Raw genomic sequence first — 17,462 nt, 5'->3', positions numbered from 1 at the left:
AACCACCCCATCATACCCTTCCGTTAAGATAGCACCCCACGTTTACACGGTAATTTTGTAAACGTGACAGTTCTGTTCCTTTCGGAGACAGCCCCAGCTCATATTTCCAGAGAAGAAATATAAACTTCGGCAACTTTTCCTTTCAAACGGAGTCAGCTGACATTCTCTGTGTCTCGTCCGTCGTACTCTTAAAAGTCGCAACCTCTACCTCATCGGATTGATGAGGATTTATATATTGCTAAGATTTTTAATATATGGCAATTGTAATGACTTTCTGAATATATTGCAAGATATTTTGTTAGGAAAAGTCAAAAAATATCGGTTATTGTATAGGAAACGCTTGCAAAACTCCACCCGAACCTACTATTATGTAGCAATAAGCAAAGAAAAAATTGTTATACAAATGTTTCGCAAAAAATATTGAAAAACCCTCTAAATAAAAAGAAAATTCAGAAAAATATAATTCGACATTCATGATAAAGTCATATTATTTGTTATAATTAGAGTAACGTTTAAGCAAAAAGGGGAAATCAAAATGAAATTAGAAACAGAAAGGCTCTATATAGTGCCGTGTACAGAAGAGAGTATTCAAGTTGCTAACGAGCAAGGATATAATAGCGGTCTGCATATTGTAGGGCATGTAGAGAATGTAAAACAAGATTCGGCTTTATTACCATGGGGGGCGTGGTATGTTCTTCGGAAAGAAGATGATAGCGTTTTAGGAGATATTGGATTTAAAGGGAAACCAAACGAGGATCAAACAGTAGAAATTGGCTATGGATTTATTGAGAAATATTGGAATCAGGGCTATGCAACAGAAGCTGTAAAAGAACTAATCGATTGGGCTTTCAAAACAGGAGAGGTAGAAACAATAATTGCAGAGACACTCATAGATAACTATAGTTCGATGCGTGTTTTAGAAAAGTTACATATGAAGAGAGTAAATGCTACAGAAACGATGATTAATTGGAAAATAGAAAAATAAAAAATACCGCTCTAAATTGAGCGGTATTTTTTTATAGTTATGGTAGCATTTGCTTCTGATCATTTGGATACTCAGCCGTTGATGCGTGAGGGCGATTGGAATGATTTCGAACAGCAATGAAAATAGAAATAATAACGACAAGACCAACTGCAACGTAAGAAAGTGAAATAACAGTTGGATCCACTTTAAATGTAGTAAGCAGTGTACGAATATTTGTAAAGATAATAAGACCACCAACTAATACGCCAAGTAAATGGGGTGGAACGATGCGGACTAACCATGCAGCAATTGGAGCTGCGACAATACCGCCAAGCATTAACGCAAATACCCAAACCCAGCTTACTTGTTCCCAGCCAAGTGAGATGAAGAAGCCGATTGTTGCAGCGAGTGAAACAGGAAATTCACTCGTATCTACAGATCCAATAACTTTTCTAGCTTCATTTCCTCTTGCTAGAAGAACAGGTGTCGTAATGGGCCCCCAACCACCGCCACCAGTTGAATCAACGAATCCAGCGAATAAACCAAGTGGCACAAGTTGTTTTGCAGACATACGCTTATTTGAAGTGACAATTTGTTTTTGGATGATGAATCGTAATAAAATATAAACCCCTAAAGTAAATAAAAATATGGAAATGTATGGTTTGATTACATCTCCGGGCAAATTACTTAAAAAACATGCCCCAACAAATGCGCCAATTGCCCCAGGTAATGTAAGCCTGGAAACTGTATATTTATCAACGTTTCCAAATTTGATATGAGATGCGCCGGAAGCTGCAGTTGTAACGACTTCAGCTAAATGAACTGATGCAGATGCAACAGCTGGTGCAATACCAAACATTAATAATAAAGAGGAAGACGTTACTCCATACGCCATTCCAAGTGCTCCATCGATCAATTGAGCGAAAAATCCAATAATAGCAAAGACAATTAATTTCTGCATAAATAATCCCCCTGTAATAATAAATGAAAAAGACACTTTTCCCGTATGAGAAAAGTGCCTTTGGTTTTTCCAATCAGCAATAATTAAATTTGTTTCATTATAATACATATTAATCGTATAAATCAACTGGGTTTTAAAGTTTTTGAATTGAATGAAAGAAAAATAAAATATACAATAAAAGGATGGAGAGAAAGGGGAGAAAGACATGTTACGATTTGATCATCTCGTTCACGCAGTTCATGGTACACCGGAGGAAGCGGCAAAACAAATGCAGGAACTTGGATTTCATACTGTATTAGGCGGAGAGCATACGAATTGGGGTACTTGGAATAGTTTAAGTTATTTTGATTTATCATATATTGAATTTTTAGCAGTTCAACATGAAGAAAAAGCGAAAGAAGTAGAAAATCCATTAGTACAAGAAACAGTGGTGAAACTACAAAATGGAGAAGGAATGCTACAAATCGCGATCCGAACAGATGCAATTGAGGAGCTAGCAGTTAACTTTAATAAGTACGGCTTACATACGATAGGGCCATTTGAAGGGAAACGTATGAGAAAAGATGGCCGATTTTTAGAATGGAAAATGTTATTCGTTAAGCAAGAAGAGAACGGACCGAAATTACCTTTCTTTATACAGTGGAATGAAACGGACGAAGAAAGAAGAAACGATTTACGTAACAGTGGGACGATTACTGAACATAAAAACAAAGTGCAACAAATTGAAACGATTCATTACGCAGTAAAAAATGTTCGAGAAACAGTACGGAAATGGAAAGAAGTAATGGAGCTATCTACAAGCTTAGTTGTGAAAAATGAAAAATGGAATGCTGAGTGTCAAAGTGTAGTATTTGGAGATATTCATGTGCAGTTTTGTGAACCGATTGGAGAAGGGCTAGTACTAGAACATTTGAATAAGAATGGCGAAAATCCATTTGCAGTAGAGTTTAAAGATGGAAATAAACGAGAACATGAAGTGCTAGGTAGTTTGTACATATATTAATAGAGGTGAACGTTGTGGAAGAAATACTTAGAGAGATAGAGAGAATACTAGAATGGCCTCGTATTGCAACGTGTACAGCTATTTCAAAAGGTTTTTCACATGAAGAGAAGTATAAAATTGAATTAAAGAATCAAGAAACCTATTTTGTAAAAGTATGTGATGCTGTTCATTTTGAACGTAAACAAGAAGAATATACGTATATGAAACAATTAGAGTCATTACATATTCCAACACCCAAGTTAATTCATTTCATAATAATTGAGAAATTAAATAAATGTGTTCAAGTATTTGAATGGACCCGAGGTATAAATGGTGAAGAAGGTTTAACGAAGTTATCGGTGGAAGAACAGTATATGGCAGGAAGAAAAGCAGGGGAAGTATTAAAGAGGATTCACTCAATTGAAAGAGAAAGTGCAAGTAATAAATGGGAAACATCTAGATGGAATAAATACGAAAGATACATAGAGGCACTAACAGATTACGAGGTGAATTTTCTGGATTTGAAGCCAGTATTAACCTTTGTAGAAAATCATAAAGATTTATTGGAAAATCGTCCAATAAGATTTTTACATGATGACTTCCATCCAGCAAATAGCATGATTCATAATAAGGAATTTATCGTTATCGATTTTGGTGGATATGATTTTGGTGATCCAATACACGATTTTTATAACGTAGCGATTTTTACTATAAGAATAAGTAAACCATTTGCGGTTGGACAAGTTCACGGTTATTTCGGAGGCGAACCATCGCTTCATTTTTGGAAACTGTATACATTGTACGTCGCGATGACATTCCCAGCGGATATCGTTTGGACGAATCGAAGTACACCGCATTTAGTAGATGATATGAAGGAAAGATTAAATGGAATTTTAGAAGATCATAATCATTTTTCATCTTATATTCCAAAATGGTATCAATCAAGCGAATTTAATAAATAAAGGAGTAATTTATATGGATAAAATAGCAGTAATTTCAGATATTCACGGTAATATTCAAGCATTAGAATCCGTGTTGAATGATATTAAATTAAGAGGGATCGAGCGCATTATTTGCCTTGGAGATTTAGTAGGAAAAGGACCTCATTCCAGTGAAGCAATTGAAATCATTCGTAAACAATGTGAAGTAGTCGTAATGGGAAACTGGGATGATTTTATTACAAAGCCGACTGAATTTGAAGCATTGAAATGGCATCAAAAACAATTATCGGAAGAACAAAATGACTATTTAAGAAACTTACCATTTTCAATCGAGTTTTATATGAGTGGGAAATTCATTCGTATGTTTCACGCTTCACCGAGAAGTTTATATGAAAGAATTCAACCACACGCTTCAAGAGAAGAACGTATTAGTATGTTCGAAAATAGTGATCTGACGGAAAATATAGAAGGGGAAAGAAAACCAGATGTCGTTTGTTACGGTGACGTTCACCAAGCGTTCGTTCAAAATTTCAGAGGGAAAACGTTATGTAATGCCGGTAGCGTAGGAAACCCGCTTGAAATAACGCAAGCTTCCTATTTAATATTTGAAGGGACTTACAATGAAAAAGAAGCAGCGAGCTTTTCTATTCAACTTGTACGAGTACCGTATGATATTGAATTAGCTATCAGACTAGCAGAAGAACTCGAAATGCCAGAAATTGAAGAATACAAACAAGAATTACGGACTGCTTTATATCGAGGGTTTAAGGGAAAGTAAGCTAATAATATATCAACGATTTTTCAAATATATCTATCATAACTTAAAATATATCAATGATTTTTTCGAGATATCAGCGATTCGAGAAAGGATATCAATTTACTGACAAATAGTGACATGAATTATTATCTATAATTATATTATGTCAACTAATTATAAAGGGAGATATCATGAACCGAAAACAACGAATCAAAGAAATTGCAGATCATATTGTAAAGCTAAACTTAACCCATCCAATAAGAGTTGGAGTAAGCGGTATTACAGCCTCAGGAAAAACAACATTTGCAAACGAACTAGCGGAAGAAATAAAAAAACGAGGATTACCAGTAACACGCGCCAGCATTGATGATTTTCATAATCCAAGAGTGATTCGCTATGCAAAAGGAAAAGAATCTGCAAGAGGGTATTATGAAGATGCACACGATTATACAACTTTCAAAGAAAGATTATTAATGCCTTTAGGACCTAACGGGAATTTACAATATGAAACGATTTCTCATAACTTAATAACGGATATGCCTGTACATAATGAGCCGCTATTGGCCACGAAAAATATGATATTAATAGTAGATGGAACGTTTCTATTGAAAAAAGACGCTGCGCATTTATTTGATTACAAAATCTTTGTAGATACAAATTTTGAGATTGCGAGAAAACGTGGTGCTAAGCGGGAAACTGAAGCTTTTGGAAGTTATGAAGAAGCAGAGAAGATGTTTTTAAACAGGTATCACGCGGCTTGTAAAATGTATATAGATGAGCATAATCCGAAAGAACTTGCAGATGTTTTATTTGAAAATAGTAAATTTGATGATCCAGTAGTTCTATTTAAAAGACATTAATACAGTTTATATAGGGGGAATGAACATTTGTTTAGATGGTTTCAAAAAAATAATAAAGTGAATGAAGAGAAGGATGAACAATATTTAGAAATCAAAAATGAACAGATAAATGAACAGTTAAAACAAAAAATAATGGAACTAGAGAGTATAAGTGAAGACATTTGCAGTAAGTATCAAAAAATATATGAAGAACGTTTTGCACAAAAGGGTAAATTAAATTTGAAGCTGTCAATTAAAAGAGATATAGACGGTGATGAATTAGAAGAACTAACATCTAAGAATTGTTTAGAGTATGAATATAGATCAGAAATTAATTTTGAATATGATGCTTCAAAATCATGGGAAGTCTGTACTATTTCGCTTTGGTATTATTACCAAGGATATCGAAAAAGTAGTAGCATAGGAACACTTTATAGCGGAACGATTAATGAATTAGAAGAAGAAGTTAAAGCAACATTGGAAGAACTGTTACATAGTGAAGATAATTAATGATTCCATTTTATATTGCGTTAAGAATGGGTTTAATTTTATGATACTAATAGGGAATAATTTAGGAAGAGAAATTTAAAGGGGATAAAAAAATGACAGAAGTACTAGAACTAAAAGAAGAACTATTACAAATTAAAAATAATAATTATGCTGTACCAGAAGACGTAGATGCATATCCATATGCGCAGTGGATGCTAGATTATATCGGATCACCTGATGCTGAATTACGTGATGATTTAATTTATAGTACGCTTCACACATGGATTACAAATGATGTATTTAGACAAAAAGAGTTAAGAGGATTAATGTTACAAGCAATTAGTCCTGATTATTTATTTTATAAAATTGGTGAAAAGGGAACAGACTCTGTATTTAAACGTGCATTCTCCGTATTAATTCCACCACTTATTTTATCTGTTCATGAAAGAGAACCGTTGTTATCCGAAGAACAACTGTACAGTGTAGCAGAACAAGTGCTGGAATATGTATATTTAGAAGAAGATGTAAGGGGCTATGTAGAAGGGAAAGGCTGGGCGCACTCTACTGCACATGCAGCAGATGCACTCGATGCTTTAGCACGTACAATCCAAAATCGTGAGTTCTCATATGCAATACTAGCTGCCGTTCGTCAGAAGGTCCGCTTACATGACTACGTATACATTCACTTTGAGGATGAGAGATTAGTAGCACCAATTATGTCGTTACGTAACCAAAATCTTTTAACTGAAGAAGAGTGGAGCAATTGGTTACATAGTATAGCAATTGTTGAAGACATCCCGCATCCTCAATATGATATTTTAGTACAAAATATTAGAGCTTTCTTAAGAAGTTTATATTTCAGAGCTTTAGAGACAGAGGGTAGTACAGCCTTTACAGATGATATATTGGAGACTTTAAAGGGATTGCGTAGGTATTAAAAAATAGTCCAGCCTTAGAAACCAAGAATAGATATTAATTTAGAAAAATTTATTAGAAATTTATTTTTATATTGTACCCTTTCAGTATAGAGTGAAAGGGGTGTCAAATGAAAAAACTATGAAGTTAGTGAAAATAATTTTTTTAATGTGTATTAGTATTAGTTTCTTTGGAACAGGCGCTGTATTTATATATCATAACTATCAATTAAAAATGGAATCGAAATTAATGAACAATAAAGGTGAACTTGTTAATTTCGATAATAAAAAAGTGAATGTTTATAATGAGGGGAGCGGTGAGGATACGTTTGTATTTATGGCCGGATCTGGAATTGCCGCTCCTGTTTATGAATTGAAAGGTTTATATAGTAAATTTTCGAAAGAAAACAAGATTTCTGTAATTGAGAGAGCTGGTTATGGATACAGTGATGTTTTTCAAGATGATAGAGATATTGATACGATATTAGAACAAACGAGAGAAGTGCTTATTCGAAGTGGAAATAAACCACCTTACATTTTAGTACCACACTCTCTATCGGGTATTGAGGCTATTTATTGGGCACAAAAATATCCAAGTGAAGTAAAAGGGATTATTGCATTAGATATTGGTTTACCCAAACAGTACGTAACTCATAAAATAGGCATGGTGGATTCATTAAAAATAAAGGGGATGAATATTTTAACGAAAATTGGTTTTCAGAGATTAGCTCCTTCTATTACTTATAATCCTGAGGTCATTAGGCAATCCTTTTTAAACGAACAGGAAAAAAAAGTTTATAAAGCGCTTACGTATAAAAGGGCTTTTAATGATGATATGAAGCAAGAACTTTTACAAAGCTATAATAACAGTAAAAAATCAAATTCCTTATCAATCCCAAAAGAAACACCTATATTATTTATAGATGCAATTGCTAGGCAAAATAAAGATTCGAAGTATACAAAGCAAAAAAACAAAGACTATAAGGAGTTTGCTAGCGAGTTATTAATAGCTGATGTGAAAATAATTGAAGGTACACATAGTATTTATTTATACGCTCCTGATGAAATATACAAATTTGCTATGGATTTTATTAATAATAAAGTAGTTAAGAACTAAGCTATTGCTATTATAGCGATGAAAGGTCTACATAATGAAAGTATATAACATATTAATTGTTGAAGACGATTTAATTATAGGGGATTTATTACAAAAAATTTTGCAGCGCGAGAAGTATAATGTGTATTGGGAGAAAGAGGGAAGGAAAGTTCTTGATGTAATTTATGAAATTGATTTAGTCATAATGGATGTTATGTTATCGGGAGAAGATGGTTATCAAATTACAAAGAAAATAAAAAATCTAGGATTAAATATTCCGATTATATTTCTATCAGCTCGGAGTGATATGGATAGTAAACTAAAAGGTTTGACTATTGGGGAAGAATACATGATAAAACCTTTTGACCCTAGAGAGCTGTTGTTAAGGATTCAGAAAATGTTAGATAATCAATATGGTACCTTCACGCAAATTAACCATTTATTTATAGATGCAGAATATAAAAGAGTTTTTATAAATGGTTTGCGTAATGAAGTTGCTTTTACAGCAATTGAACGTAAAATATTCTTCTATTTATATGAAAATAGAGATAGAATTTTATCGAAAGAACATTTCTATGATTACCTATGGCAACTCGAAGATAGAAATCAAAATATCATGAACGTACATATAAAGAAAATTAGGACAAAAATTGATGATAAAACAGGTGATATTATACAGAACATATATGGAGAAGGGTATAGACTAAATACCTACATGAAGAAATGAACTTAAAGAAAAAATATCAGTTACTACTATTCTCCGCTATTATTAGCGTACCACTGTTATTGTTGTCGATTAGTATCTTTGTATCAGTTATTTATAATGTTGTCTTTAAAACTAAAAATAAGAACATTCCTTTTCACGAATCCTATGCATATCCTACTATGTTAATCATATTTTTATTATCACTATTAGTATTAGCTTTTGTATTTTCAAAGTCGATTAACACCGTATTAAACAAAATTAATATATTAAATCAAACAATTCGAGATTTAGCTAGTGATAAAAAAATCCCTAATATAATAGATGTTAAAAGCGATGATGAAATGGGAGAACTGATTAAATCAGTAAACTTGCTTATAGAAAGAACAACTTATCGAGAATTGGAACTACAGCAACAGGAACAAATAAAAAAGGAACTATTAAATAAATTACGGCATGATATTAATACACCCTTAACAGCGGTCAGATTACAATTATATTATTTAGAATGTGAGTACAAGGAACAAGTACCAGTACTTGAATCACTGTATGATCAGATACAATATATAAGTGAATTAACTAACGAATTTAATATTCAATCTACAGAAACTTTAGAGAATACTTATATTGTGCATGATGAAGTGAATATACATAATTTAATAGAAAATATGATTAAAAAATGGAGCTATTTGTATAGCATTCATAAAATTGAATTAGTATATAATCCACAAGATAAAGAGTTGATATGGAATAGTAATGAGTTATGGATTCAAAGGCTATTTGATAATATTTTTCAAAATGTCCTTAAACATTCAGAAGCTAAAAAACTCAAAATCATTATAGATGAAGATGTTGTTTCTTTTAGAGATAATGGGATTGGGTTTGATATAAATAGTAAAGGAACGGGACTTGGTTTGAAAAACATTGAAGATATATCAAAGATGTTCGATATAAAATACACTTTACAATCAAATAGTGAGGGGACTATGTTTTCATTTGAAAATACTAAAGTTTAGAGCAAATTACATAAAACCAACACCTCCCAACCATACTAATAAAATGTTTTGGAGGTGAGTTTAATGGACAAAAAAGACTTTGAAAAAGTATATAATGATTATTTACATCAAGGGGAAGAGCAAGCTCAATTTGAAATAGCTCAGGAAGTTACTTCAGGAGCAGAACAAATTGTTGCTGTTCGTAAAAATGATGGAGGTGATTTGATTGCTTTTAAAACAAGTAGCGGGAGAGAGTTAGATTATACGACTGCTCTTAGTGAAGCAAAATCAGGGAAGTTAGCTCATGTGGACGTATTTCATAAGTATGGTAGAGATATTATACGTAGTGAACCGGATGGAATAAAAGAAAATAATTTAGATAATTTACCTTCATTTTAAACGGGTAAACCTCAAGAAGAGAATGTTCATTCCGATATTCTCTTCTTTTTTTGCGAAGTTTTCCTTGCAAATAGACGATTCATTTTTAAAGTGCGATCATACGTTTAAAGAGCTCTCTAAATTTCTCTTTATCTTCTGCTGTAAATGGTTTCGGTCCCTTTGTACGTTTACCACTTTTTCGAACCATTGCACTTAAATATCGTGTTTGTAACAATTGTTCAATGTTATCATTCGTATACTTATAGCCTTTATGGTGTAGTACGATACAGCCTTTTGCTAAAGCGAGCGAAGCAAGACCGTAATCTTGTGTTACGATTAAATCTTCTTTTTTTGCTAACTGCATAATTCGGTAATCTGCAGCATCTGCTCCGGAATCAACATATATTGTTTCCACACCTTTAGGTTGCTGAGCATTAGAATAATGAGAAAAGCTAGTAACGAGGGTTACAGGGATTTCTGCATTCGTAGCTTCAAAAATAATTACATCTTTTACAGGACAAGCATCTGCATCAACGTAAATTTTCATTTTTATCACTCCTATAAAGTGAAACTTTAATCAGTGGGGGGTTCATCCTCCACTGATTATTAGTTGAACCAATCGGGCATTTACGGGCAGTTAATCTCCCACCTAACTTCTTTGTTACAGCTGAATTTTGAGCTGGGAGTTTTATTGCCCGTTAATGCGGGGTAACTAGGTTCGTGTTGATAATAATGGTAGATTTTTCTTTTGTCAAACGATAGGGCTTTATGTAAAGTTATTTTTCACAAACTAAAATAGCCTCCCGCAAACGAGAAATGCCTTCCTCAATTTGATCAATATCCACTTTTCCATAAGATAAACGAATATAACCATCTTTCGCGCCGAAAATACTACCTGGCATAAAAGCAATTTCTTGTTTTAAGCTTTGCATAATAAGTTGTTTTTCGTTTATCGGTTCTTTTAATTTTCCCCATATGTATATTCCACCGGTCGGATTTGAAAAAGAGATTTTATCATGAAGTTGCTCGTTTAGAGCTCGAACAATAACGTCTCTTTTTTCTGCTAGTTGTTTTCGTAACGGTACGATATGCGACTGAAATGGTACAGTTTCGAAAAACTGCTGCATAAGCCACTGCGGGAATATGCTCATACCTAATTCCATTTGGTGCCGTGCGTCGGATAATCTTTCTACTACAGATTGCGGAGCAACGAGCCAGCCGACTCGTAATCCTGGCGCAATCATTTTTGATAAAGAATGTACATAAATAACTGTTCCGTTTTCATCTATTGATTTCAAAGTAGGACAAGGCTGTTTCTTTTCTAGCGTCAGCAAGCTGGATGGATCATCCTCAACGATTGCAATTCGTAAATCTGCGCAAAGTGATAACAGTGTTTTTCTACGGTTTGGATGAAGCATCGTTCCCGTAGGGTTTTGGAAATTTGGATTTAAAAAGATCATTTTAATACGGTGTTTTCTATATAACTCCTGTACATCGTCTGGATTAATCCCATGTTCATCGACAGGTAATGGGAAAATACGAATACCTGCTGATTGGAATAACGGTAAGGAATAACAGTGCGATGGACTTTCGAAAGCGACGGCATCACCTGGATTTAATAAACATTGCACGATAAGGTGAAGTGCTTGCTGTGCGCCAGATGTAATCATAATGGATTGTTCAGTTGCCTCAACTTTTAAATATTCTTTCATATATTTTACGATCGCTTGTCTTAGCGGGAGATAGCCTTGCGGATGATCATAACTTAATGAATGCGTTAACGGTTGTTCTCGTAAAATTGTTTGTAGTTGATCGTGTGGGTAGAGATTACAACCGAGTTCTCCGTTTGCGAAATCAATAATGTTTTCATTTTGTTGTACTTCTGCCCGAATATGGCGAAGTAACGGTAAGTTTGGTAAAAACGTACCACCTTCTACGAAATTTCTCCAGTTCGGCGTTAATGTTGGAGAAACGCCCCACATATGTGTACTTACACGTGTACCTTTACCAGTCGTACTTTCTACAATTCCCATAGCACGTAACTCATTATAAGCAGTCGTTACTGTACTACGGTTTACATTTAACTGCGTAGCTAATTTCCGTTCGGAAGGTAGGAAGCTTCCTGGAGGAAGTTCTCCGTATGTAATACGTTTCTCAATAAAGTCAACAACTTGCTGATAAATAGGGATTTTACTGTCATTATCTAGCTTCCATTCCATAAAAAACGCCTCCGTATCTCTTATATAAATCCAGTATAGCAAATTGGCTGGGTAAAAAAACAGCCAATTGGACGGTGTTATATCCAGCCAATTTTACTATGCTAAATATGGAAGGGGAGATTCGGATGAAACGATGGCAAATGGAATGGCTCCTAGTATCAGTTGCGTTAGTATGGGGAGCAAATTATACAATAGGAAAGTATGGCGTGGCATTTATGTCATCCATTCAATTTAATAGTTTACGATTTTTAGTAGCATCACCGGTATTATTACTTATTACTTTTATGATGGAACGCTCATTACGTATTGAAAGAAAAGATTGGTTACGATTAGTAGCAGTCGGCATCGTTGGTACGACAATGTATCAAACGATGTTTATGCTATCCGTGAAATATACTTCAGCAACGAACGCCTCATTATTAATTGCGATGTCCCCTATTTTTACAGGGATATTAGCAGTATTGCACAAACAAGAACGTTTTTCGATGAAAGTACAAATTGGTTCCATCGTAGCGTTTATTGGTGCAGCATTCGTTTTATTAACAGGACACACAGGAGGAGCTACTTACGAGTATGCGTGGCTCGGAAATATAATTGGATTAGTCGCAGCAATTGCGTGGGGATGGTACCCAATTTTAGCACAACCTCTTATTACAAAGTACTCCGCAATGAGAGTTACATCATGGTCTACTTTAATTGGAATTGGACCTCTCGTTATATACTGTTTACTCAATGTAAGCACACTAACGTGGCCAGTAGATATGCCAAGCTGGGGATCACTAGCATATTCAATCGTCTTTGCGACCATATTCGGACTTGCAATGTGGTATGTCGGTATTAGTAAAATAGGCTCAACGAAAGTAATGGTTTATATGTATCTTGTGCCATTGTTTGCAGTGATCTTTGCGGCAGTAACCATTGGAGAGCAAATTAATTTGATGCAACTAGTTGGCGGGCTTATTATCTTCATCGGTTTATATGTTGTAAAAAAAGGTGGAATCAAAAAGCCTGCTCTCAATTTGAAAAAAGTAAGTTAACAGTAAAAATGATCTCTTTCATATAGAAGGAGATCATTTTTGTTTTCGTATTAAAAGCGCTTGTTCAACAGCCCATTTTTGATGATCGTGAATGAGAAGTTCTACAGCAAGTAAAGGAGACATCCACCTTAGAACATGATCATCCTCACAGTTTGCAGTTTGTTTCTGTACCATATTTGCAATGTAAAAGAACCCAACATTCAAATAATATGTATCTTCCTTTTCTGCATAAAAATATCGAGCTGCATTACCGATATATTGATCAATTTCAATCGCCCATCCTAATTCCTCTAGTAGTTCACGGTGCAAACAATCTTCTTTTGTTTCATTACCTTCCATACCGCCACCTGGTAAAAAATAACGGTCTCCTTTTTGGATAACAGCAATCATTGAAGAAGATAAATGGAAAATAATCGCATAACAACTAGGTCTTAATACATAATGAACAGTAGATTTTTTCGAACCAAATGTGAGTTTTGAAATCATAAAACACAACATTTCTCTATAAAATACATAAAAGGGATAATAAGGTAAAAATAATTGTATAAGTATAATCTTACGAGATTGGAGTGATAACAAAATGATAAATCGAAAGTGTACGCGCTGTAAAGAAATTACAGGTACATTGCACGGTGGTAAAAAAATTAAGGAAGAATTTCTATGTGAGGACTGTTTGCAAAAAGGAATTGCAAGCGGAGAAATCGAATTATCACAAGTGGAAGAAAAACAAACTACGTATCTTTCTATAAAAATATTAAAAATAATGAGTGCTATTTATTTAATAGGCTCTATTTTAATGGCTTTTTCTACTGGTCCATTTATACATAATCTTGGGTTTGATGAAATATCCATTTCAGGATCAGAATTAGGTTTAATAAGTATTGTTATGCTAGGTTCTATATTCCAGTCCGTTCTCGTATTTTGCGGGATATGGGTATTTATCCTTTTAGTAGAAACAGTCATTAAAATTTATGAAAAAATGAAGTGAGTGAGAGGGAGAAACATATGCGAGTAAGAAACATCCAAGGGGAAGATTATGTAAAGATTCATTCTGTTTTAAATGATTGGTGGGGCGGGAGAGACATGGCTGCCATGTTGCCAAAATTGTTTTTCGTTCACTTTCAAGAAACGAGTTTTATCATTGAAGAAGAGGGCGAAACGTTAGGTTTCTTATGTGGATTTTTTTCACAAACATATAAAGATGAAGCATACGTTCATTTTATCGGTGTAAATCCGAAGTATAGAAGAAGAGGAATCGCATCGACATTGTATTCTTATTTCTTTGATGTCGCTCGTGCAAATAATCGTAAAGTTGTAAAAGCAATTACGTCACCAACTAATAAAAAGTCGATACAGTTTCATCAAGAAATCGGTTTTCGAATTGAGGCTGGGGATGATGAGGTAGAGGGTGTATCGGTACATACAAATTATGATGGGAATGGCGGGAGTAGAGTTTTATTTTTGAAACATGTGTAGTGAAATAAGCTTTACCTAAACGTACTGAGTTAAATGTATATCAAAACGTTATCCGTTGCATAAAGAATGACTGATTTTGTTAGCTTGATAGAGGGTAGTATGATAGTCGAAATGAATTTCCGTAACAAAATTTCATCTAAAAAAGAGGGATCTATATGAAATTTGAAAGAGATAGATATTTTTTACAGATGGCATTGGAAGAAGCTGAAATGGCATTAAAAGAAAATACATATCCAGTAGGAGCAGTTATTGTTGATGGAAATAATAATGTCATTGCAAGAGGAAGAAATAGAGTGCATCCACAAAAAGACATAACAGCTCACGCAGAGATAGACGCTATTCGCAATGCAGGGGAAGCAATGTTTGATGCAAAAATAAAAAATGAGAAGTTTACTATTTATAGCACGTTGGAACCGTGTCCAATGTGTACAGGGGGTATTTTATTCGCAAAAATACAGAGAGTAGTCTGGTTACTAAATGATGACTTAGGTTTTGGTGGATATAAAAAGATAAAAAATGCTTTAGTTTTCGAAGGGAAATTTAATAAAATCGACATAGTGGAAGAACCATTTGAAGACTTAAAAACAAGACAAAAAGAACTTATGAGACAATGGGAGCTAAATCCCAATAATATTATTAATTTGCGTAGGGCTATAAAAAAATAGTTGTTTCTTTCAATTAAATCGGGATACTGCCACATTACCATCAATTTAAAAAATATAGTGAAATTATATCGATTTAACAATAGAATATGGAAGAATCTATTACGAATAGAAAGCCGTCCTAAAAGTATTCTAGGATGGTTCTTTTTGTTGTGAGGAGATAAAGAGTATGGAGAATAAACAGAGTAGAAATGAGTATGTAAGACGCATACATAAGGTTCAAGATTATATAGAATCAAACATAGACAGTTCATTATCCATTGAAGAGCTAGCTGATATAGCAGGATTTTCGAAGTATCATTTTCATCGGATTTTTAAAGGAATAGTTGATGAGCCATTATCTCGGTATGTGAATCGCTTGAAACTCGAAAGGGCAACACATCTACTTACATATCGCGCAGATATGACGATTACAGATATTGCGTATCACTTCGGATTCACAGATTCAGCAGTTTTCTCCCGCGCATTTAAAAGTCATTACGGAATAAGTCCATCTCAATATCGAAACGACAATAGCAAGAATTGCAAAGACGTAAGGGGAATTCCTCAATACAATGAATGTAAGAAGGTTCGAGGGAATGTTGAAATTGTAACAGCGGACGATATACACGTCGCATACATAAGGCATATCGGTACATATGAAGAGTTAACGATAGCTTTTCCAAAAATGATAGAGAAATTATTTCATTACGCAGCGGGGGAAAACTATCATGTATTTGAGGATACGAAAGTATTAACCATTTACCACGATCATCATGAATTTACTGAGGACTATCATTTAAGAACAAGTCTATGTGTAACAATTTCAGATGAATCCACAGTAGAAACGAACGACGTTGGAATAATGGTAATACCTTCTGGAAAATATGCAGTAGGACATTTTGAAATATTTCAAGATGAATATAAAGGAGCATGGGATTTCTTATACGGTGAATGGCTGCCAAATAGCGGATATAAACCGAGAGACTCGTATCCTTTTGAAGTATATAGAAATAATCCAAAGCAGCATCCAAAGCATAAACATATAGTTGATATATATGTACCTATCGAACCTTTTTAATCATAGGTTAAAGGGGAAAGAATAATGAAAACTGCTGAAAAGTTAGATCAGATTATAAAAGAAGAATATGAAAATATGAGTGGTATGTTAGTAGTACAGAGAGGTAATATTGTTTTTGAAAAATATTATAACGGCCAAGGTCCAGATAATGCATTTCATGTAGCATCTGTCACAAAAACGATTATTTCTGCGTTAATTGGGATATGTGTAGATAAAGGCTATATAAAAAGTGTAGATCAAAAAGTAATAGAGTTTTTCCCTGAATATAAACGTACGGCATCTGAAGTAACAGTGAGACACTTACTTACAATGACAGCGCCATATCCTTTTGTAGACTGGCAGGAACCGTTAGAAGAATTATGTACACAACAGGATTGGGTATAGTATACACTTAATAGGATGGGGAATGGCGGAGAAATTGGATCTTTTAAATATTCATCTGCAGGAGCTCATTTATTATCAGCAATTATTACGAGCGTAACAGGAAAAAGTGCGCGTGAATTTGCGAATGAACAGCTATTTCAGTCACTCGGTATGAGAGAAATTCCAAACTATAATATGAAAGCATTTGGATTCGATGACTTATTCGGAAAAGATGTGAAAGGGTGGGTTCACGATCCAAATGGTATTTCGACAGGCGGATGGGGACTAACGTTAACTGTTAGGGATATGGCTAAGTTTGGACAGATGTATTTGAATGAAGGTATTCATAATGGAAAACAAATACTATCAAAATCATGGATAAAAGAATCAACAGAAATGAACCAAAATCAATATGGTTACTTATGGTGGTTTCGAGAAGAAGATGGAATCTTTTCATACTGTGCTATGGGTGATGGTGGGAATATGATTTGTTGTATTCCAGAGAAGGAATTGGTAGTGGTGATTGCGTCTGAAATTATACCGAATGCAGGGGATAGATGGGAATTGATTGTGAAATATATTCTTCCTGGCATACAGTCAAATCAATAATGGTAGTAAAAAGATGG

The 17,462-nt window shown here is 34.1% G+C and carries 20 protein-coding genes, 1 pseudogene and 1 riboswitch; of the genes and pseudogenes, 17 read left to right on the top strand and 4 right to left on the bottom strand.

All coding sequences use genetic code 11. The features are described from left to right. Positions 1-21: 21 nt before the first annotated feature. Positions 22-215, bottom strand: a riboswitch (Lysine riboswitch). Between the two features lie 320 nt (positions 216-535). Then, positions 536-985 carry a GNAT family N-acetyltransferase gene (locus GBN78_RS16935; protein WP_098293433.1) on the top strand — a complete coding sequence of 150 codons (450 nt, stop codon included), beginning with the start codon at positions 536-538 and terminating at the stop codon, positions 983-985. Between the two features lie 37 nt (positions 986-1,022). On the opposite strand, the gene GBN78_RS16930 is transcribed toward GBN78_RS16935, so the two are convergent. Further along, positions 1,023-1,925, bottom strand: a complete 903-nt coding sequence (locus tag GBN78_RS16930; RefSeq protein WP_001170718.1) for a sulfite exporter TauE/SafE family protein — start codon at positions 1,923-1,925, stop codon at positions 1,023-1,025. Between the two features lie 205 nt (positions 1,926-2,130). On the opposite strand from GBN78_RS16930, the gene GBN78_RS16925 reads away from it, so the two are divergent. The 10 genes from GBN78_RS16925 (at position 2,131) to GBN78_RS16880 (ending at position 10,040) form a co-directional block, all read left to right on the top strand. Then, positions 2,131-2,928 (top strand): VOC family protein, encoded by a 798-nt coding sequence (locus tag GBN78_RS16925; protein WP_152127553.1) that lies wholly within the window; start codon positions 2,131-2,133, stop codon positions 2,926-2,928. 14 nt (positions 2,929-2,942) lie between these two features. After that, positions 2,943-3,869: an aminoglycoside phosphotransferase family protein gene (locus GBN78_RS16920; RefSeq protein ID WP_000391244.1), complete on the top strand. Its 927-nt coding sequence runs from the start codon at positions 2,943-2,945 to the stop codon at positions 3,867-3,869. Between the two features lie 13 nt (positions 3,870-3,882). After that, the gene (locus GBN78_RS16915; protein ID WP_000357660.1) at positions 3,883-4,626 is read left to right on the top strand and encodes a metallophosphoesterase family protein; all 744 of its coding nucleotides are present in this window, start codon (positions 3,883-3,885) and stop codon (positions 4,624-4,626) included. 170 nt (positions 4,627-4,796) lie between these two features. Further along, complete coding sequence (locus GBN78_RS16910) at positions 4,797-5,465, top strand: nucleoside/nucleotide kinase family protein (RefSeq protein WP_001080553.1); 669 nt, start codon at positions 4,797-4,799, stop codon at positions 5,463-5,465. A 27-nt stretch (positions 5,466-5,492) separates the two neighbouring features. Beyond that, a complete protein-coding gene (locus tag GBN78_RS16905) occupies positions 5,493-5,954 on the top strand; it encodes a hypothetical protein (RefSeq protein WP_000490268.1) in 462 nt (153 codons plus the stop codon). A 92-nt stretch (positions 5,955-6,046) separates the two neighbouring features. Then, positions 6,047-6,871 carry a DUF2785 domain-containing protein gene (locus GBN78_RS16900; RefSeq protein ID WP_000141230.1) on the top strand — a complete coding sequence of 275 codons (825 nt, stop codon included), beginning with the start codon at positions 6,047-6,049 and terminating at the stop codon, positions 6,869-6,871. Between the two features lie 118 nt (positions 6,872-6,989). Then, positions 6,990-7,964, top strand: coding sequence for an alpha/beta fold hydrolase (locus GBN78_RS16895; RefSeq protein WP_152127555.1), 975 nt, complete (start codon positions 6,990-6,992; stop codon positions 7,962-7,964). Between the two features lie 34 nt (positions 7,965-7,998). Then, positions 7,999-8,670 (top strand): response regulator transcription factor, encoded by a 672-nt coding sequence (locus tag GBN78_RS16890; RefSeq protein ID WP_000870367.1) that lies wholly within the window; start codon positions 7,999-8,001, stop codon positions 8,668-8,670. Further along, positions 8,667-9,662 carry a sensor histidine kinase gene (locus GBN78_RS16885; protein WP_001049588.1) on the top strand — a complete coding sequence of 332 codons (996 nt, stop codon included), beginning with the start codon at positions 8,667-8,669 and terminating at the stop codon, positions 9,660-9,662. Before GBN78_RS16890 ends, GBN78_RS16885 begins: the two co-directional genes overlap by 4 nt. A gap of 63 nt (positions 9,663-9,725) precedes the next feature. Beyond that, the gene (locus GBN78_RS16880) at positions 9,726-10,040 is read left to right on the top strand and encodes a DUF3892 domain-containing protein (protein WP_152127552.1); all 315 of its coding nucleotides are present in this window, start codon (positions 9,726-9,728) and stop codon (positions 10,038-10,040) included. 85 nt (positions 10,041-10,125) lie between these two features. Here the strand turns inward: GBN78_RS16880 and GBN78_RS16875 are convergent, their stop codons facing one another. Further along, on the bottom strand, positions 10,126-10,566 hold the full coding sequence (locus GBN78_RS16875) for a YaiI/YqxD family protein (RefSeq protein WP_130068636.1): 441 nt from the start codon (positions 10,564-10,566) through the stop codon (positions 10,126-10,128). Positions 10,567-10,795: 229 nt separating this feature from the next. Next, the gene (pdxR, locus tag GBN78_RS16870; RefSeq protein WP_152127551.1) at positions 10,796-12,238 is read right to left on the bottom strand and encodes a MocR-like pyridoxine biosynthesis transcription factor PdxR; all 1,443 of its coding nucleotides are present in this window, start codon (positions 12,236-12,238) and stop codon (positions 10,796-10,798) included. A 125-nt stretch (positions 12,239-12,363) separates the two neighbouring features. On the opposite strand from pdxR, the gene GBN78_RS16865 reads away from it, so the two are divergent. Continuing rightward, complete coding sequence (locus tag GBN78_RS16865) at positions 12,364-13,275, top strand: DMT family transporter (RefSeq protein ID WP_152127550.1); 912 nt, start codon at positions 12,364-12,366, stop codon at positions 13,273-13,275. 33 nt (positions 13,276-13,308) lie between these two features. On the opposite strand, the gene GBN78_RS16860 is transcribed toward GBN78_RS16865, so the two are convergent. After that, entirely contained in the window at positions 13,309-13,761 is a 453-nt protein-coding gene (locus GBN78_RS16860) for an NUDIX hydrolase (protein WP_074625866.1), read from the bottom strand. Positions 13,762-13,855: 94 nt separating this feature from the next. Here GBN78_RS16860 and GBN78_RS16855 point away from each other — a divergent pair, with 94 nt between their 5' ends. The 5 genes and pseudogenes from GBN78_RS16855 to GBN78_RS16835 all read left to right on the top strand — a co-directional run bounded on the left by GBN78_RS16855 (position 13,856) and on the right by GBN78_RS16835 (position 17,445). Beyond that, positions 13,856-14,263, top strand: a complete 408-nt coding sequence (locus GBN78_RS16855) for a DUF3980 domain-containing protein (RefSeq protein WP_000610503.1) — start codon at positions 13,856-13,858, stop codon at positions 14,261-14,263. A gap of 17 nt (positions 14,264-14,280) precedes the next feature. Further along, positions 14,281-14,751: a GNAT family N-acetyltransferase gene (locus GBN78_RS16850; protein ID WP_044584591.1), complete on the top strand. Its 471-nt coding sequence runs from the start codon at positions 14,281-14,283 to the stop codon at positions 14,749-14,751. A 155-nt stretch (positions 14,752-14,906) separates the two neighbouring features. Continuing rightward, entirely contained in the window at positions 14,907-15,416 is a 510-nt protein-coding gene (locus tag GBN78_RS16845) for a nucleoside deaminase (protein WP_000667405.1), read from the top strand. 166 nt (positions 15,417-15,582) lie between these two features. Continuing rightward, positions 15,583-16,473: an AraC family transcriptional regulator gene (locus tag GBN78_RS16840; protein WP_152127549.1), complete on the top strand. Its 891-nt coding sequence runs from the start codon at positions 15,583-15,585 to the stop codon at positions 16,471-16,473. Positions 16,474-16,497: 24 nt separating this feature from the next. After that, positions 16,498-17,445: pseudogene (locus GBN78_RS16835) on the top strand (serine hydrolase domain-containing protein). Positions 17,446-17,462: the final 17 nt, after the last annotated feature.

The sequence above is a fragment of the Bacillus sp. B2-WWTP-C-10-Post-4 genome (genome assembly GCF_009183805.1).
GTDB lineage: Bacteria > Bacillota > Bacilli > Bacillales > Bacillaceae_G > Bacillus_A > Bacillus_A cereus.
Note: the sequence above shows the minus strand (reverse complement) of the source record. Positions and strands in the feature narration are given on the sequence as shown.

Excerpts from the sequence above, each read along its gene's own strand:
- GBN78_RS16855 (WP_000610503.1), top strand. The coding sequence starts at position 13,856 with ATGATAAATCGAAAGTGTACGCGCTGTAAAGAAATTACAGGTACATTG.
- GBN78_RS16910 (WP_001080553.1), top strand. The coding sequence starts at position 4,797 with ATGAACCGAAAACAACGAATCAAAGAAATTGCAGATCATATTGTAAAG.
- pdxR (WP_152127551.1), bottom strand. The coding sequence starts at position 12,238 with ATGGAATGGAAGCTAGATAATGACAGTAAAATCCCTATTTATCAGCAA.
- GBN78_RS16850 (WP_044584591.1), top strand. The coding sequence starts at position 14,281 with ATGCGAGTAAGAAACATCCAAGGGGAAGATTATGTAAAGATTCATTCT.
- GBN78_RS16925 (WP_152127553.1), top strand. The coding sequence starts at position 2,131 with ATGTTACGATTTGATCATCTCGTTCACGCAGTTCATGGTACACCGGAG.
- GBN78_RS16935 (WP_098293433.1), top strand. The coding sequence starts at position 536 with ATGAAATTAGAAACAGAAAGGCTCTATATAGTGCCGTGTACAGAAGAG.
- GBN78_RS16915 (WP_000357660.1), top strand. The coding sequence starts at position 3,883 with ATGGATAAAATAGCAGTAATTTCAGATATTCACGGTAATATTCAAGCA.
- GBN78_RS16865 (WP_152127550.1), top strand. The coding sequence starts at position 12,364 with ATGAAACGATGGCAAATGGAATGGCTCCTAGTATCAGTTGCGTTAGTA.
- GBN78_RS16845 (WP_000667405.1), top strand. The coding sequence starts at position 14,907 with ATGAAATTTGAAAGAGATAGATATTTTTTACAGATGGCATTGGAAGAA.
- GBN78_RS16860 (WP_074625866.1), bottom strand. The coding sequence starts at position 13,761 with ATGATTTCAAAACTCACATTTGGTTCGAAAAAATCTACTGTTCATTAT.
- GBN78_RS16900 (WP_000141230.1), top strand. The coding sequence starts at position 6,047 with ATGACAGAAGTACTAGAACTAAAAGAAGAACTATTACAAATTAAAAAT.
- GBN78_RS16875 (WP_130068636.1), bottom strand. The coding sequence starts at position 10,566 with ATGAAAATTTACGTTGATGCAGATGCTTGTCCTGTAAAAGATGTAATT.
- GBN78_RS16930 (WP_001170718.1), bottom strand. The coding sequence starts at position 1,925 with ATGCAGAAATTAATTGTCTTTGCTATTATTGGATTTTTCGCTCAATTG.
- GBN78_RS16890 (WP_000870367.1), top strand. The coding sequence starts at position 7,999 with ATGAAAGTATATAACATATTAATTGTTGAAGACGATTTAATTATAGGG.
- GBN78_RS16895 (WP_152127555.1), top strand. The coding sequence starts at position 6,990 with ATGAAGTTAGTGAAAATAATTTTTTTAATGTGTATTAGTATTAGTTTC.
- GBN78_RS16840 (WP_152127549.1), top strand. The coding sequence starts at position 15,583 with ATGGAGAATAAACAGAGTAGAAATGAGTATGTAAGACGCATACATAAG.
- GBN78_RS16880 (WP_152127552.1), top strand. The coding sequence starts at position 9,726 with ATGGACAAAAAAGACTTTGAAAAAGTATATAATGATTATTTACATCAA.
- GBN78_RS16885 (WP_001049588.1), top strand. The coding sequence starts at position 8,667 with ATGAACTTAAAGAAAAAATATCAGTTACTACTATTCTCCGCTATTATT.